Origin of the sequence: Companilactobacillus metriopterae, assembly GCF_004117915.1 — a bacterium.
In the GTDB taxonomy this organism is placed as follows: domain Bacteria; phylum Bacillota; class Bacilli; order Lactobacillales; family Lactobacillaceae; genus Companilactobacillus; species Companilactobacillus metriopterae.
The window spans coordinates 827,667-842,682 of sequence record NZ_RSTD01000001.1 but is presented as its reverse complement, the minus strand read 5'-3'; the positions used below and the strand labels follow the sequence as shown (position 1 = coordinate 842,682).

The 15,016-nt window shown below is 28.2% G+C and carries 18 protein-coding genes and 1 tRNA gene; 13 read left to right on the top strand and 6 right to left on the bottom strand.

The genetic code is table 11. From position 1 onward, the window contains the following. Nucleotides 1-257 precede the first annotated feature (257 nt). Nucleotides 258-593: a hypothetical protein gene (locus EKN01_RS04335; RefSeq protein ID WP_129045133.1), complete on the bottom strand. Its 336-nt coding sequence runs from the start codon at nucleotides 591-593 to the stop codon at nucleotides 258-260. A 101-nt stretch (nucleotides 594-694) separates the two neighbouring features. On the opposite strand from EKN01_RS04335, the gene EKN01_RS04330 reads away from it, so the two are divergent. From EKN01_RS04330 to EKN01_RS04320, 3 genes are all read left to right on the top strand, one after another. Continuing rightward, nucleotides 695-964 carry a thioredoxin domain-containing protein gene (locus EKN01_RS04330; RefSeq protein WP_129045132.1) on the top strand — a complete coding sequence of 90 codons (270 nt, stop codon included), beginning with the start codon at nucleotides 695-697 and terminating at the stop codon, nucleotides 962-964. 48 nt (nucleotides 965-1,012) lie between these two features. Beyond that, a complete protein-coding gene (locus EKN01_RS04325) occupies nucleotides 1,013-1,312 on the top strand; it encodes a hypothetical protein (RefSeq protein ID WP_129045131.1) in 300 nt (99 codons plus the stop codon). 291 nt (nucleotides 1,313-1,603) lie between these two features. Next, on the top strand, nucleotides 1,604-2,119 hold the full coding sequence (locus EKN01_RS04320) for a GNAT family N-acetyltransferase (RefSeq protein WP_099974936.1): 516 nt from the start codon (nucleotides 1,604-1,606) through the stop codon (nucleotides 2,117-2,119). Here EKN01_RS04320 and EKN01_RS04315 read toward each other — a convergent pair. Beyond that, the gene (locus tag EKN01_RS04315; RefSeq protein ID WP_129045130.1) at nucleotides 2,106-2,384 is read right to left on the bottom strand and encodes a hypothetical protein; all 279 of its coding nucleotides are present in this window, start codon (nucleotides 2,382-2,384) and stop codon (nucleotides 2,106-2,108) included. The two genes, EKN01_RS04320 and EKN01_RS04315, sit on opposite strands and share 14 nt — an antisense overlap. Before the next feature lie 391 nt (nucleotides 2,385-2,775). Here EKN01_RS04315 and EKN01_RS04310 point away from each other — a divergent pair, with 391 nt between their 5' ends. The 4 genes from EKN01_RS04310 to EKN01_RS04295 all read left to right on the top strand — a co-directional run bounded on the left by EKN01_RS04310 (nucleotide 2,776) and on the right by EKN01_RS04295 (nucleotide 5,513). Further along, a complete protein-coding gene (locus tag EKN01_RS04310) occupies nucleotides 2,776-4,224 on the top strand; it encodes a catalase (protein ID WP_129045129.1) in 1,449 nt (482 codons plus the stop codon). A gap of 113 nt (nucleotides 4,225-4,337) precedes the next feature. Continuing rightward, entirely contained in the window at nucleotides 4,338-4,721 is a 384-nt protein-coding gene (locus EKN01_RS04305; RefSeq protein WP_129045128.1) for a nuclear transport factor 2 family protein, read from the top strand. A gap of 110 nt (nucleotides 4,722-4,831) precedes the next feature. Further along, nucleotides 4,832-5,341, top strand: a complete 510-nt coding sequence (locus EKN01_RS04300) for a YagU family protein (RefSeq protein ID WP_129045127.1) — start codon at nucleotides 4,832-4,834, stop codon at nucleotides 5,339-5,341. Between the two features lie 82 nt (nucleotides 5,342-5,423). Then, a tRNA-Ser gene (locus tag EKN01_RS04295) sits at nucleotides 5,424-5,513 on the top strand. A gap of 52 nt (nucleotides 5,514-5,565) precedes the next feature. Here EKN01_RS04295 and EKN01_RS04290 read toward each other — a convergent pair. Beyond that, complete coding sequence (locus tag EKN01_RS04290) at nucleotides 5,566-7,122, bottom strand: DUF6056 family protein (RefSeq protein WP_241685242.1); 1,557 nt, start codon at nucleotides 7,120-7,122, stop codon at nucleotides 5,566-5,568. A 191-nt stretch (nucleotides 7,123-7,313) separates the two neighbouring features. Here EKN01_RS04290 and EKN01_RS04285 point away from each other — a divergent pair, with 191 nt between their 5' ends. The 4 genes from EKN01_RS04285 to EKN01_RS04270 all read left to right on the top strand — a co-directional run bounded on the left by EKN01_RS04285 (nucleotide 7,314) and on the right by EKN01_RS04270 (nucleotide 10,987). After that, nucleotides 7,314-7,814 (top strand): hypothetical protein, encoded by a 501-nt coding sequence (locus EKN01_RS04285; protein WP_129045125.1) that lies wholly within the window; start codon nucleotides 7,314-7,316, stop codon nucleotides 7,812-7,814. 128 nt (nucleotides 7,815-7,942) lie between these two features. Next, nucleotides 7,943-8,929 carry a C39 family peptidase gene (locus EKN01_RS04280; protein WP_129045124.1) on the top strand — a complete coding sequence of 329 codons (987 nt, stop codon included), beginning with the start codon at nucleotides 7,943-7,945 and terminating at the stop codon, nucleotides 8,927-8,929. A gap of 349 nt (nucleotides 8,930-9,278) precedes the next feature. Beyond that, a complete protein-coding gene (locus EKN01_RS04275) occupies nucleotides 9,279-9,848 on the top strand; it encodes an ImmA/IrrE family metallo-endopeptidase (protein ID WP_129045123.1) in 570 nt (189 codons plus the stop codon). Between the two features lie 2 nt (nucleotides 9,849-9,850). Then, nucleotides 9,851-10,987 (top strand): FRG domain-containing protein, encoded by a 1,137-nt coding sequence (locus EKN01_RS04270; protein WP_129045122.1) that lies wholly within the window; start codon nucleotides 9,851-9,853, stop codon nucleotides 10,985-10,987. Nucleotides 10,988-11,155: 168 nt separating this feature from the next. Here the strand turns inward: EKN01_RS04270 and EKN01_RS04265 are convergent, their stop codons facing one another. The 3 genes from EKN01_RS04265 to EKN01_RS04255 are packed head-to-tail and all read right to left on the bottom strand — an operon-like array spanning nucleotide 11,156 to nucleotide 12,708. Beyond that, complete coding sequence (locus EKN01_RS04265) at nucleotides 11,156-11,719, bottom strand: CYTH domain-containing protein (RefSeq protein ID WP_129045121.1); 564 nt, start codon at nucleotides 11,717-11,719, stop codon at nucleotides 11,156-11,158. Between the two features lie 16 nt (nucleotides 11,720-11,735). Further along, nucleotides 11,736-11,990, bottom strand: a complete 255-nt coding sequence (locus EKN01_RS04260) for a PqqD family protein (RefSeq protein ID WP_129045120.1) — start codon at nucleotides 11,988-11,990, stop codon at nucleotides 11,736-11,738. Next, nucleotides 11,971-12,708: a CPBP family intramembrane glutamic endopeptidase gene (locus tag EKN01_RS04255; protein WP_129045119.1), complete on the bottom strand. Its 738-nt coding sequence runs from the start codon at nucleotides 12,706-12,708 to the stop codon at nucleotides 11,971-11,973. The genes EKN01_RS04260 and EKN01_RS04255 overlap by 20 nt, the downstream gene beginning before the upstream one ends. A gap of 329 nt (nucleotides 12,709-13,037) precedes the next feature. On the opposite strand from EKN01_RS04255, the gene EKN01_RS04250 reads away from it, so the two are divergent. Both EKN01_RS04250 and EKN01_RS04245 read left to right on the top strand, forming a co-directional pair. Beyond that, entirely contained in the window at nucleotides 13,038-13,790 is a 753-nt protein-coding gene (locus tag EKN01_RS04250) for a hypothetical protein (RefSeq protein ID WP_129045118.1), read from the top strand. A 22-nt stretch (nucleotides 13,791-13,812) separates the two neighbouring features. Continuing rightward, nucleotides 13,813-15,015: an MFS transporter gene (locus tag EKN01_RS04245; protein ID WP_129045117.1), complete on the top strand. Its 1,203-nt coding sequence runs from the start codon at nucleotides 13,813-13,815 to the stop codon at nucleotides 15,013-15,015. Nucleotide 15,016 lies beyond the last annotated feature (1 nt).

Genomic DNA, 15,016 nt, shown 5'->3' with positions numbered 1-15,016 from the left:
TAACAGGGATACTAAGCTTCTTTATGTCATTATTAGGAGTATATTTTTCAGGAAATTCCGTGTTAAAACATGGTAAATTAGATTTTGAAATATATTGGCACATCTTTATCGCATATTTACCAGTGATTTTCACTGTAGTAGCAATATCTATGATTCTTATAATCATTGGATACATAGGGTATAGAAATAGAGATTTAGTATAAAAAAAGCCATCTCATATGAGATGGCTTTTTTTATTATGCGGTAAGATTCAATAACTAGATACTCTTATCTAGTTGTAATTCGAAGGTACTATACTCGTAAGAAAAGAAACTAAGATCTTGAGTATAGGCGTCTTCTAGATCCATGGCAGTTGTTACTGTACCATCGTCGTTTAAATTTACTATACCAAAGCTAATTTTTTCAGTTGAAGTGTCTTCATTCCAGACAATAACTGAACTGTCTGGGAAATCTGAAAGTTTTTTTCCAGTTGCTTCCTCAAATTGTGACATGGCCCTTGAACTATTTTTCAGTCTCTCAATAGTTGCAATAACAGGCTTTTGATATTTTCTAGGTGTTGCAGATTGTTCTAAGTATTCAGCAAATGATCTCATGTGTGACTTCCTATCTGTTTTGTTCTATATTTAGTATACTTATCTTCCATACTATAAGTCATTATTATTTTAAAAACAATAAAAAGCAGGGGGTTGTTTAGATGATTCATGTTGTTATATATCATACAAAAAATTGTATGAAGTGTATGCTTACCGCTAAAGAATTTGAAAGAAATTCTATTCCAGTGAAAAAGATTTTAGTAGATCCAGAAAGTGACTGGGGCATACAAAAACTTGAAAAATTCAAATTAGAAGGAGCCAGAAGTTTTCCAGTAGTTCGTGTGTATGAAGGAGAAAATGATGACGGAAGTAATCCATTAGATATATGGAGTGATTATCAGTTAGATAAAATTAGAGAATGGGTAAAATAAAGAGTTACTTATTGATATAATTTATATACTAAAATATTGGAGAAAATTATGATTAGAGCAGATTTTGTATACGAAGTAGAGACAAAGAATTTAGATAAATTAATGGCAAAATTTCAACAATCTGGAGCTGAAAAATTTAATTCAGAACCGACTCATGTAAAAATGGAAATGGCAATGCGTGAGGAATATGATAAGACTTATGTAAGTTTGAATTTTTACTATAACTCTTTAGAAGACTACATGACTAGATCTAAGTTTGAACAAAGTCAGTCAGAGTGGATGGACATCTGGTTTACACCTAATGACTTCTTCAAACAGGTATCATTGAATGTATATGAAATTAACTAATAAATAATGAATATTGTGTTTTATAAATAAATAATTTTATGTCATAATGTAACTATGAAAAGAGGACAGACATATGTTATTTGATATTATATCCACTTTAGTAGTTATCTTATTTTCACTTGTTATGTTTGGAATTCCAGTGTACTTGATGATATTAAACCTAACAGGTAAGATCAAGAATATGTTTAGAAAAAGGAGCTAATATCGATAGATATTAACTCCTTTTTGTTTACTTTAAGGAATTTATATAAAATTAGTGATAACATATATATAGTTGAAAGAGAGGTATTTATGGAAATTCGACCGTTGGAAGAACGAGATTTACCGTTCTTAAATATGTTGTTTAATGATAAAGATATTATGGGTTACTGGTATGAGGAACCCTTTGAATCGATTGAGGAAACAGAGAACAAATTCCAGAAATATTTATCAGATGAATCAAAAAGACGCTTTGTTGTTGAAGCTGATGACAAGCAGGTTGGTATTGTTGAGCTAGTGGAAATAGATAATATAGCCAACAACTGTGAGATTCAAGTAATTATTTATAAAACTTATTCTGGTCACGGATATGCTCAATTAGCTATGAAATTGGCTACAGAATATGCATTTAATTCTCTTAACTTGAATAAAGTTTACCTGTACGTTGATGTTTCAAATGAAAAAGCAATTCATATATATAAAAAAATTGGATACCAAGTAGAAGGTCAGATGAGAGAGCAATTTTTCAGTAATGGTTCTTATCATGACAGTTACTTCATGGGTATTTTGAAGAGTGAATTCAATAAAAAAGATACTAATCCAGATTAGTGTCTTTTTTTGTTGATTTGAATTTTCTAAAGAAGTTTAGAAAAGCAATTTTCATATTTTCATGAATTACTTTAAATGAATTTATAATTTTATTGTACATAGGTCGATTGAACACAAATATTAGTAAACCAACTAGCAAAATTAAAAATACAATTGGAAGTACGAACACTAAAATTATCGGATTAATCCAAAAAAGTATTGCAACGTAGAAACTAATTTTTAAAAGAAAACCTAAAATCAAAAATTTCGATGCTAATTTTAACATTGAAATTCTCCTGTTCAAATTCAGCTTTTTGAGTCGTCAGTATTTGGACGGCGTTACTTTAGTTTAATCGGTTGAATTTGTAAAACTTGTACTTCCCATTTGTATAAAAAGTATATAGAAAGAACGGTAAAGATAATCATTAAAGTTCCCCATATCAAGGTATTTCGCATGTCTTTTGCACCTAAAGTTCCGTTTGTATGAAGAAAAGAGAAGGTTGTTAGACAAACAGAAATAAAAAATAAAAAGAGAAACCACATAGCATTAATCCATATTTTTATATTTCTTTAAGTATATCAGATAATTACTAACTAATCATGAGCTTATTAATTGCAGTTAGCGTTGAGAGTACTATATTGGAATAGTACTTAATTTGATATTGGAGGAAAATAGAATGGCAGAAAAATTAACCACAGAAACAGGACAACCTTGGGCGGATAATCAACATTCACAAACTGCAGGAGCTAGAGGACCAGTTTTAATTCAAGATTACAACCTACTAGAAAAACTTGCTCATTTTGATCGAGAGAGAATTCCAGAAAGAGTTGTGCATGCTAAAGGTGCAGGTGCCAAAGGATATTTCTTATTGGAAAATGATATGAGCAAATACACTAAAGCAGATGTTTTCAATGGCAATGATAAAAAAACACCAGTTTTGGTTAGATTTTCTCAAGTAGCTGGTGAAAAAGGTTATCCTGATACACCAAGAGATGTTCGTGGTTTTTCAATTAAATTTTATACTCAAGAGGGTAATTACGATATTGTGGGTAACAATACTCCAATATTCTTTGTAAATGATCCTTTAAAATTTCCAGACTTTATTCATTCACAAAAGCGTGATCCCAAATCAAATAAAAGAACACAAGAGAGACAATGGGACTTCTGGTCACATTCTCCAGAATCAGTACATCAAGTAACATATCTAATGGGTGACAGAGGTCTACCGGCATCATATAGAACAATGAATGGTTACGGATCTCATACATTCAAATGGGTTAATAAAGAAGGGGAACAATTCTGGGTTAAGTACCACTTTATCTCAGATCAAGGTGTTCACAACATTTCAAATAAACTTGCTGGTGAGTTAGCTGGTAGAGATTCAGATTATCTTCAAAACGAATTATACGATTCAATTGAAAATGGCGATTTCCCTTCATGGAGCGTCTATGTTCAAATTATCCCTTATGAAGAAGGATTAAAATATAAATGGGATATTTTTGATATAACAAAGGTAGTTTCACATAAAGACTATCCTCTTCAAAAAGTAGGTAAGTTTGTTTTGGATGAAAATCCTACTAATAACTTTGTAGATATCGAAGAAGCTGCCTTTTCTCCAGCAAATATGGTTCCTGGAATTGAACCATCACCAGATAAATTACTCCAAGGTAGATTATTCTCATATAAAGATACTCAAAGATACCGTTTGGGTGTTAATTTTGAAGATTTACCATCAAATAAACCTGTTGTTCCGGTTCATAACTATGAACGAGATGGTTATATGAAATCTGATAATCAAGGGTCTGAGGATAACTATGAACCAAACGGTTTTGATGGTCCAAAAGAAGTTCCAGAAGCAAATATACATTCATTTGAAGTTTCAGGTGAAGCTGGAAGTCAAGACTATAGCCATAATGTTGATTACAGTACGCAAGCTGGAGATTTATACAGATTGTTCAGTGATGAAGAAAAAGATCGTTTGATTGAAACAATTCAAATGAATCTAGGACAAGTAGAATCAGATGAAATTAAAAAATTAGAAATCAAACAATTCTATGACGCTGATCCTGACTATGGAACAAGAGTTGCTAAAGCGTTAGATATGAATATAGATGATATTAAATAGTAAAAAGCTTCCTTAATGGAAGCTTTTTTATTTGTTATAAACTTATTGATAGTTTTTTAAAAAGCACTAATGTATGATTCTTATTGTTATTACTAATAATTGGATGGTAAATTATGTCAAATCTAGAGAAAAATAAAGAAAATGTTCAAAATTTTTATAAAATGATGTTCAATGATTCTAAACCTCGTGAAGCTGTAGATTTATATGTTGGAGATACATATATACAACATAATCCAGAAGTGGGAGATGGCAAGGAAGAATTCATTAAATACTTTGAAAGAATGGCAAAAGAGTATCCTGACAAGAAAGTTATAATTCATAAAGTTATTGCTGAAGATAACTATGTAGTTCTTCATTGTGAACAAATTTGGCCAGGAGATGCCAATTGGGCAGGAATGGATATTTTTAGATTGGATGAAGATGGTAAAATTGTCGAACATTTCGATGTACTTCAAACGATTCCAGAAAGTTCAAAGAATGGTAATTCAATGTTTTAATCGTAGTAAAAGACATCCCTTACATGGGATGTCTTTTTTATTTTCTATTGATAATTATTTCACTATTATAGTAAAATAATCTTTGTATTTATTAACATAGGGAGTTTATTATGAACAGAAAATGGTACGCTGTTTTTACGGCAGGTATTCTAGGTGGTATCATTTCAGGAATTGTTAAACTTGGTTGGGAAGTATTATTGCCACCACGTACAATTGCTAGAAATTTAACAAATCCACCACAAGAATTACTACAACAAATTGGATTTCCATCACACTTTACACATCTAACGTATACTTATTCAGGACAACAAATGCCATGGGTAAGTTTTATAATGCATTTTGGATTTTCAATAACTTTTGCATTACTATATTGTATTCTTGCCGAGAAATTTCCGAAAATTACTTGGGGACAAGGTACTGTCTATGGATTAGTTATTTGGATAGCATTCCACTTAATCATAATGCCATTATTTGGAACAGTTCCAGCTATCTGGAATCAACCATTCCAAGAACATTTCTCAGAAGCACTAGGTCACATCGTGTGGGCATGGGTAATTGAAATCTTTAGGCGAGACATTCGAAGTAGAATAACACATGAACCAGATCCAATTTACAAATAGAAAAAATACCTGTCTAATGGCAGGTATTTTTTTATTTTAATTGTAAAATTTAAAACTAATTGTGTATAATAAATTTTGCAATGGAGAATTACCCAAGTCCGGCTGAAGGGGACGGTCTAGAAAACCGTTAGGTGAGTCAAATCGCGCGTGGGTTCGAATCCCACATTCTCCTTAATAAGAAATAAGTTCTAATAAAAAGTCCAACCCTTTATAGGTTGGACTTTTTAGTCTCTATAATTATTATAAATATAGTCTTTGAATGTAAATTTTAATCTATGTCTGTAATATTCAGGAGCTTGTAATATTGGTTCGTCATTTACAAAAACATACTTCTCATATGGAACTCTCTTTTTTAACAAGGCATATTCATATAAGAATTTTTGATTGTCAACTCTAGATATATTAGCTTGTGCATTTTTTGACATTAAAACAATTACCAAAATACTACTAAAAACTATTATAGTGCTAAATACATATTGTAAAGTACTTTTGACGGTTAAATCTAAATAAGATAATGCCTTATTAAGATATATTATGCATAACATGAATAAGAAAATAAATGCACCGAAATACTCCCTTGCAGAAACTGGAGCTAAAATGAATATAAATGGTACGAATAAAGCTACAGAACTGAATAAATAAAAGTATATATAGATATTATCTATTGTAAGTTTTCTAAACAAAATTATTGTTGATGCGAATAAAAAGATATAAAACATAGAACCCACAAAAGAATCTATTAATCCAATTTTAAATGGTAACCCCACAATTTCATATAGAAAGTCGATTGAGTAATTAGTAAGATAAATATTTATGAATATGTAATAGACAACGAATATAATCGATGATGTAACCATACTTATTTTTAACCATCGTCTATTAATTTTATTTAATGCTAAAACAGCGATTGATATACATAAAATTATTATTATTAGATAATTAAACGTTGCTATCCAAAAATGAGTAAAATAAATATAGTTATGTATAGAACCAATTAATGTAAATCCAGTTTTTCTATATACCTCTTGATGATGATAATAAGAAGGATTGGAAAACATTATAGACGCCGACAATATAGCACCCAAAAGAAAGGCAATTGAGGGGTAATATATCTTGCTAAATTTTTGTTTGTTATTCAAGTACCAAATAAGAATAACAAACAAAACACCAACTAGTAATTGATATAAAGTAACATGTTCTACAAACAAGCCACCGCATAAAGATATGACAAATAGTGATATAGATAAAGCTAAAATATTATTTATTTTAGCATTTAAAAACCTCTTATATAGTAAACAATCAAGCAATAACAATGCCATAGGTGGAAGATAATTTACAAACCCTGCATACCACAAAAATACACTTTGTAGATATCCTATTTGTAATATAAAGAATAACAAAATAGACATTATTAATGATATTGCATTGCGTCCTGTTAATTCATATATACACCATATTACTAAAGTAACTACCAGTGCATAAAATAAGACTGCGAATATTGGACTGTGCATTATTAATATTTCAGATAAATTACCTAGATATCTACCATTGCTACTACCATCATATATTATATTGGTAGAAAAAAAGTTATGTCTTAATAAATATAGACCCTTGTACCCCCACCAAAAATAGTCATCAGCACTTGGTATTATCAAAACAGATATTACTGCATAATAAATAAAGACAGCTATAAAAGTTAATCTCTCAATTTTTTTATTAATGATTTTACTCCCTAAAGTAAAACTTTTTTGTATTGTCGGACTTATTGTAGTACACAGCATAAGAATAACGTATTAAAATTATATAACAATGTTATGTGCTTAAGATTACGTTAATAGAGGCATCAAAAATTTTTATAATTTAAAAAAGCTATTTCTATTAAGAATTAAGAGTGATGATAATCTAATAGGTAAACATAGGGTAAAAAAAAGAATTAGTAACTTGGTTTTTCTCTCTAAATAACTTATTGTCCTTGACAGCTGTATCTATTATTCCTGCTTTAAATATTGATGCGTCTAATAGAACAGATGAGAACTTAGCACCTTCAATTACTGAGGATATGAATGTAGCTTCTGATGTTTCAACTGTATATACAAAAGATGAAAGAGTACCTGCTTATGAATATACTTGGCATGAGAGAGATCAAGCTTACAATAGTACTCGACAATTTTATAGAGTATGTAACGATGGTTATGTAGATATATACGATATTAGAATATTGAATCCAAAAGGATCATTAATTCAAAATACTGGTTATCAAACATATGCAGAGAGTCAAAATTTTGTGACAATTTGGACCGCTATAATAGATAGTGGTAGTGTTTGGCAAACAGGAGAAGTAGTTTATACATCAGGTGATATGCTTATATATGGTATTGAATATCGTAGTTTAATAGGTAATAGGGTCCAAGTATCAGCTAAGGGTTATGTAAAGCCAAGTATTAAAGATGGGATTCTTATTATAAATAAATAATTTTTAAGAGTTGACAGATGTCAGCTTTTTTTTATTGATAAAATATTTTTGTTATCGTCTATTGATTAAACAACTTTAATGTTTAAAATTATAATTATCGAATTTTATAAATATATGGAGATAAATTAATGAAAATAAATAGAATTTTATCATATTCATTTGTTGCACTTACTGGTATCTTACTAGCAACATCTGTAAATCAGGTTAATGCTAGCACAACAGATACAGACGTTTCTGTAAGTCAACAAACTGAAACAGATGATATTCAAAATTCAGTAAGTAATGATACTGAATCAGCAAATGTAAATTCAAATAATGATTTATCAAATACTAATTCAGTTTCCACACAACCTAATGATACACAAGCAATACAAGAATCCGCTGAAACACAATCCGATAGTACAATAAGTACAGAAATTGTCACCGTTGCTTATAAACACGGAGCAGAGGTTCATTCATATAATGGATACGGAGAAAATGCTATCTATAACGGCACAAATCTAGCAACTGGAACAAGTTGGATTGTTAATGAGAAGCAGAAAGCAAGTGACGGTTGGTGGTACGAGGTTGGAAACGATGTCTGGTTGCCCGAAAAATTTGTTGTATCAACTAACTCTACTGATGTTCCTTCCTATAATTGGCTAACAGGAGTTCCCTTGATTAATCAAAATCCTGAGCTACCAAACGGCTGTGAAATTACTGCTGTAACAATGATGCTTAATTACGCAGGCGTTAATGTTGATAAAATGCAGTTGGCTCGTGAAATGCCACGTAGTAGTGATCCTAATTATGGTTATATTGGTCAACCTTGGGATAGTACCGGTATTACAATCTTTCCAAACGCTTTAATGAACTTAGTTGAACACTACACTGGATCTGCTAAAGATTTAACAGGCTATGATATAAATGCTATTAAATACCAAATTAGCATAGGTAAACCTGTTGTTACATGGAATACCTTGCACGGATTTCCATATCATGCACTAGTAATTACAGGTTATGACAATCAGTATATTTACTATAATGATTGCTGGACAAATCAAACAGCACAAATGGATATAAATGAGTTCATAAAAAATTGGGCAACTCAAAGTAATCGTGCGATTAGTTATTAATTTAAAAGTTCAATTATTATTTCCTTTATTGCTTCATTAAAAATTTATTTTGATTTGATAGTACAAAATAAATTTTCCTACTGAACTACAAATATATTAGTTATTAGAAGTAATATTAAATGTAAAAATATTAAATAAATGTTTGCATCATTGAACTATGAATATTACAGTTAGGTAGTGCTTTATTATTCTAGACAAAAATAAATATTAAAAAGCAATTAAATTTGTCTTAAGAGTTCTGCTTTTTCCACCTTATGCTTCCAATTTTTTGTATTAAAGTGACCACAAGTTTTGATTATTTTATGTATTTTTGTTTATAATGTAAGAAGAATTACATTGGAGGCTAATTATGGTTACTTTTGAAGATATTTATTCCAAAGAATTTATAGATTTGTTTGGACAAAAAAAAGAGGAAATTAAACAAATTGAAGTATTAGAAGAACCACCATATATAAATTTGGATAAAATTTCTGATATTCTTCAAATTAATGTTAATTATACTAATGAAAATATTAATGAGTATGACGATGACGGAAAGTATGACGATGAAATTAAAGAAATAACTTTAAAACAAAATAAACCTTCTACTAGGAAGCATTTTACATATGCACATGAATTAGGACATGCTGTTTTAGGACATTCCGGTATCTCTTTGAGGGCTAATGCGAGCAAGTCTGACATAGATATTTTGAGAAGAAATAAAGAAACAGTAGCAAATCAATTTGCTGCAAAACTTATAATGCCTAAAAAATTATTGTTAGATGAAATTGAAAAGACAATTAAAGAAAGTAATTTGAACGAAAATGAATTAACTGAGGGAGACTTTGAATTTATTGTTAAAAAATTAGCTGAATCATTCAATGTTTCTGTGGAAGCAATGAGATATAGAATTTTAAACTTAGGATTATTTGTAAAGTAGTTATGAAAGAAATTTATAAAGATTTAAATGTTGATTCATCCAATAAACTTTTTAATAAAAGTGAACTTAATATAGTTGTCATTCCGGATTTTGAAAGAGAAATTATCTACAACTACAATAATGAAACTTCTGGAGAAATGGATTTAGATTTTAAAAATTATAAAATAGAGAAGTTGAAAATAAAAAGTGATAATCCAGAGAATATTGATTTATCAGAGCTAGTAGAGAAAATAAACAAAGAAATCAACCATAATTATTCTAAAGGTTGGAATATATTTTATTTATATAAAGAACTTTTTCAGAAGTTGGTTGTGGATAGAGGAGAGGGAAATTACAATTATTTTAGAGGACAATCTGATAATTGGCCTCTGCGCCCTGGTTTATTTAGAGGAAATATATCGGAAAAGTTTTTGCAAAAATTTGATAGTGTATATAAAGACATTAGTAGAGAATTTCCAAAAAAAATTCAATATTACGAATACGATTATGAGAACGAAGAAATAACTAGTAAACGTGCAGAACAGTTAGCAATGTTGCAACACTATGGTATGAAGACCAGCTTGTTGGATATAACCAAAAATCCTTTTATAGGACTTGAATTTATGATTATGGATATTAAAAATGCTGAGAATTATACCTTGGATATGTTTAAGATAGATAAAGTAAAGCATATATCTAAAAATTTTTTTATGACTGTAAATAAAAATGAGGAAAATTTAAGAATTAAGGCACAAAAAGGGGCTTTTTTTGATTATGATTTTTTGTATAAATCAAAATCCGATATCGATATAGAAAAAATTGATAATCTAAGAGTTACTATAATTTATGATTTTGAAAATCTCTATAAATTTTTGGACGAACAGCATGAAAATGAGTTATCCTCTTTGAGATCTAATTTGGGAGATAATAAAGATGAATTAATAAAAAATAATATTCAAACGTTCGAGGTATCAAAAAAGAAAATAATTAAAAAATTTGAAAAAGAAATTATTGAAACAATTTATAATGATTTGAACAGAAAGCTAAAAGAATACTTCTATCTTGAAAAAAATTTGTATCCTGACTTTGATAAGTATATTGAATATATACAAGATAATTACATTAAGAATGATGGGTATTATAAATTAAAAACAAAATAAAAAATCACATCTAAAATTTTAGATGTGATTTTTTTCTGTGTATTTATATCAAACAATCGTAAACCTTGTATTTAAATACCAATATACTTATTTTTAATAATTAAATTTAATATAAAATTATTTAACTGTCACTAAATTTATTTCTAAATTCAGAAAATATAAAATAAATTAGCGTTTGCTATTATTAAACTTAAGGCGACTTAAGAATCTATATGATTTGCTCTCTGTTTTTTTTTGTTTTTCAGATAAATATGATCCCAGTCCTAATTCATTAACAATAGTATTCAAACTTACAGTAGTATTTTTTTCTTCTAATTCTATCTCAAAGTCTTCTGTACCTAAGTATTTATTATGATCTAAAGATAATTCCCATCCCTTATAAACTAAATAATATCTACACGTTTTTAGTTCACCATAATTTTTCAAAGTAAGATCAGGATGTTCATATATCTTAATATTATTAGGTATTTCAGCTGTATTAAAAATAGTTAGTATTTCAGATTCTTCTCTCTTCGTTAATAAATTACTGGATGTATCAGTTGATTTGAATATAAAAATTGCATTATTATTCAAAATTCTTAATTTCATTGTTTCTCCATGATTAAAAAGATCAAATTCATTACTATCAAAATAAAAATTTTTTTGTATATTATAAACTGGAAAAGAAAATTTATCTATTAATTCTTCAAAATCCTTATGACTTATTAATGTTTTATACTCTGACTCTAACATAGCTATTTTCTACCTTTTAATTAGTTTCCTTTAATATTCCAAATTGTAAGTATTGATATATTATATCTTTAATATCATTACTTAATTCTTCAAAACTCACATCGTAAATCTGTGATAAATTACTCGTTATTTCTAGTATATTTCGTTTTCCATTTACTTGCTTGTATATATCAGCACCAATACTATTTGTTTCAAATAATTTAGTGCCATCACTTATATAAATCTTGTTATCTATTTTTGCAATCATAAAATTAAAATTCTTTTTTAACATTTTTCTTTCTCCTTACAGATTTATATGTTCTCAATAGAATAGGTAGCCATGCTTGTATGTTAAAAATAAAATGTAAAAAAATTGCGATCAGAATATTCCCACCCAGTGCCATAAAAGTTGTCAAAGTAACACTTAGTAATAGTTGAAAGACATATGATTTGTATGTATAAATTCTATTAGCCCATCTACTAATGTAGTGGCTACAAACAAATATAATTGACACAATAGTTACTGATAAAATTTTACTAAGATATTCATCAATACTATAGAATAATGCATATCTGAAGAATATTTCCTCTGCAATAACTGGATATACACAAAGTAATAAATCGAGAATATTTTTTTTGTAGGAACTATTAAACTTTGATAAGGGAGAGTTAACTATATTAGATATTAAATTTTTGTTAGAAAGCATTAGAGCTATTATTAAAAACAAAAACAGTAAATTTAATAAATTATCGTTTTGCTTTAAATTTTGAGGATATTTGAGGATATAAACCACACTTATTAAAATCATTGGTATTTCAAATATAAACTTTTGAGTTATTGATGAATAGCCAATCATTTTTTTGAAAATAGGCAAAAATACAATATTTAGGTACACAATTTCGACCATCAATGAAGTATAAAAAAAAATTGAATTCACAGAAATCATTAAAATAAAAAAAAATAGTGTTATTGCAATTATTTGACGTTTAAATATGAATTTTTGTTCCATTTGCCCTCCTTTAATTGGTGTTTATTATAGTATTGTTTTCTAATTAATCAATACTTTTATTAAAAAAAACATCTTTTTATTAGAAAAACATTTACTTTTTCTAATAAAAAGGTATTATTTAGTAAATTCATAAAAAAATATGAATTAAATTTTTAAAAAGGGAGGTATAGTCTGATGAAAAAAATATACGAAAAGCCAATTTTGCTTGAAGTATCTGATCCTAAGATTATTGGTACTGTTGTTGGTACTGTAGTAGGATAATTTTTTAAGCACACTTTGGATATTAAATTCTAAAGTGTGCTTTTGTTATAAAATAAGGGGGGAACTAAATGGACGAAAGATGCAAAATATTAGATGAATATTTATCTATTAAAGGAACAAATATTCATCAATTAAGGTTGAGAGTGGATGAAGAAATATCAGGAAATGAAAATACAATATACGTATACAGTTCTCTTTTTGAAGGTCTAGGCACACCCGACTCAGATTTAGATATTTATGTTGTTGGAAAATCTGGGGATAGCAGTTACGTTAAAACGATTATATTAGAAAATAATTACAAACTGGATGTTGAATACTGGCCTCAAAAAATAATCAGTGACTATTATGTTAATTATTCTCAAGAATTAAATATTCCAAAAGATTTTTTTGAGCTAAAGGTTTTACTTAGGATTATAAATTCGATTGAAATTACAAAAAATAATTCAACTAGTATCGGTTCATATTTAGATATTTATGGTATTTATAATTCTATCCTCGAACTATTTTCTAAAAGTGCAAGATCACATTATGAAGATGCAATGACTTTATACAAATATGGGGAAGAACTTTCATCTGTAGATGAATTACGCCGTTCTGCTTGGAGTTGTGCAGGAGCACTAAATGCAAAATCAGGAAATATAAATTTAAAAGAAAAATGGATTAGTAAGTTGTTTATAGAAAATTATCAAAATAAATATTTGGTTAATAGATATTCAAATCTTATGTTTTATAGTTCGTTATCTATTTCCAATGAATCAGATGTTTATTTGGATGAAATGATAGAGTTGGTTAACGATATGTTAATTGAGATATCAAATTAAAAATTAGTGGGGGATAGTTTATATGTCTAATCTATCAAGTAATTTAAAAATTAGGCTTTCAACATCTTTTATGAGCAGAACTATTGGGTCATCGATTGCCCCATTTATGACTTTGTATTTTGCAAATATATTTGGTAGTTACATTGCTGGGATTCTTCTGGCAGTTCAATATATTTTGGGATATTTCTTCAATATTTTGGGTGGTTATCTCGGAGATATAACTGAGGAATCACAATTTTTAATATTTTGTTTATTGTCCCATGGTATTTCTTTAATACTACTTTCAATAACAGTAATGTTTAATTTGAATACAATAATTATGGTATTACTCTTTTTTATTTCCGTTAGCATTTCTAATTTATATAAGGCAACTTTTAATTCACTGCTTATCTCAGAAACAACTTCAGAAAATAGGGAGGTAGCCTTTACAATAGATTATCTATCGTTGAATGTTTCTTTAGCAATAGGTGTCATTTTGGGGAGTGCATTTTTTATTAATTATAGTCAATATTTTTTTGGAATATCAGGCTTGATAACATTGATTATAGCTTATTTATTAAATAATTATTTTTCATTTGAAAATTCAAAAAAAAATTTAGAGTATGTCAATTTAAGAAGTGTTTTAAAGAGTTATTCAGTTCCTTTACTAGATTATACATTTGTTAAGTTTGTCATTGGATTTGGTATGGTTTCATCAGTTACATTAGTATTGTCTAATTCGTTATTAATCTTCATTGAAAAATATAATATTACATTGAGGTTTATAAACTTAAATCTGATAGGCACTAATATATTTTCGGTTTTACAAATCGAAAATATTGTTATTGTAGTAGCTATTACTCCAATAGCAATAAAGTTTTTTAAAAATAGGTATTTAAAAAAAACAACCCTTTTAGGGGCATTTTTTTTAATAATTACTTATTCTTTAACCCTATTAACCTTTAATAAACCCTATTTCTTAATTTTACTGCTACTTATTGGAACCATTGCAGAATTAATATTTGTTCCAGGAGCTCAATCAATTCAAGCTTCTCTAATACCTTTAGAAAGGAAATCTTCTTATTCTGCAATAAATTTATTTAGTAACAATATAGCACAAGGGATAGCATCCTTTGGAGTATCAGTTGTAGGTTTAGGTTTTATGGTATCTTTTGTATATACTTTTGCATTTGGATTGTTGGGCTTTTTTGTGCTATACGTTTCTATTTACAAATTACATTTCTAGG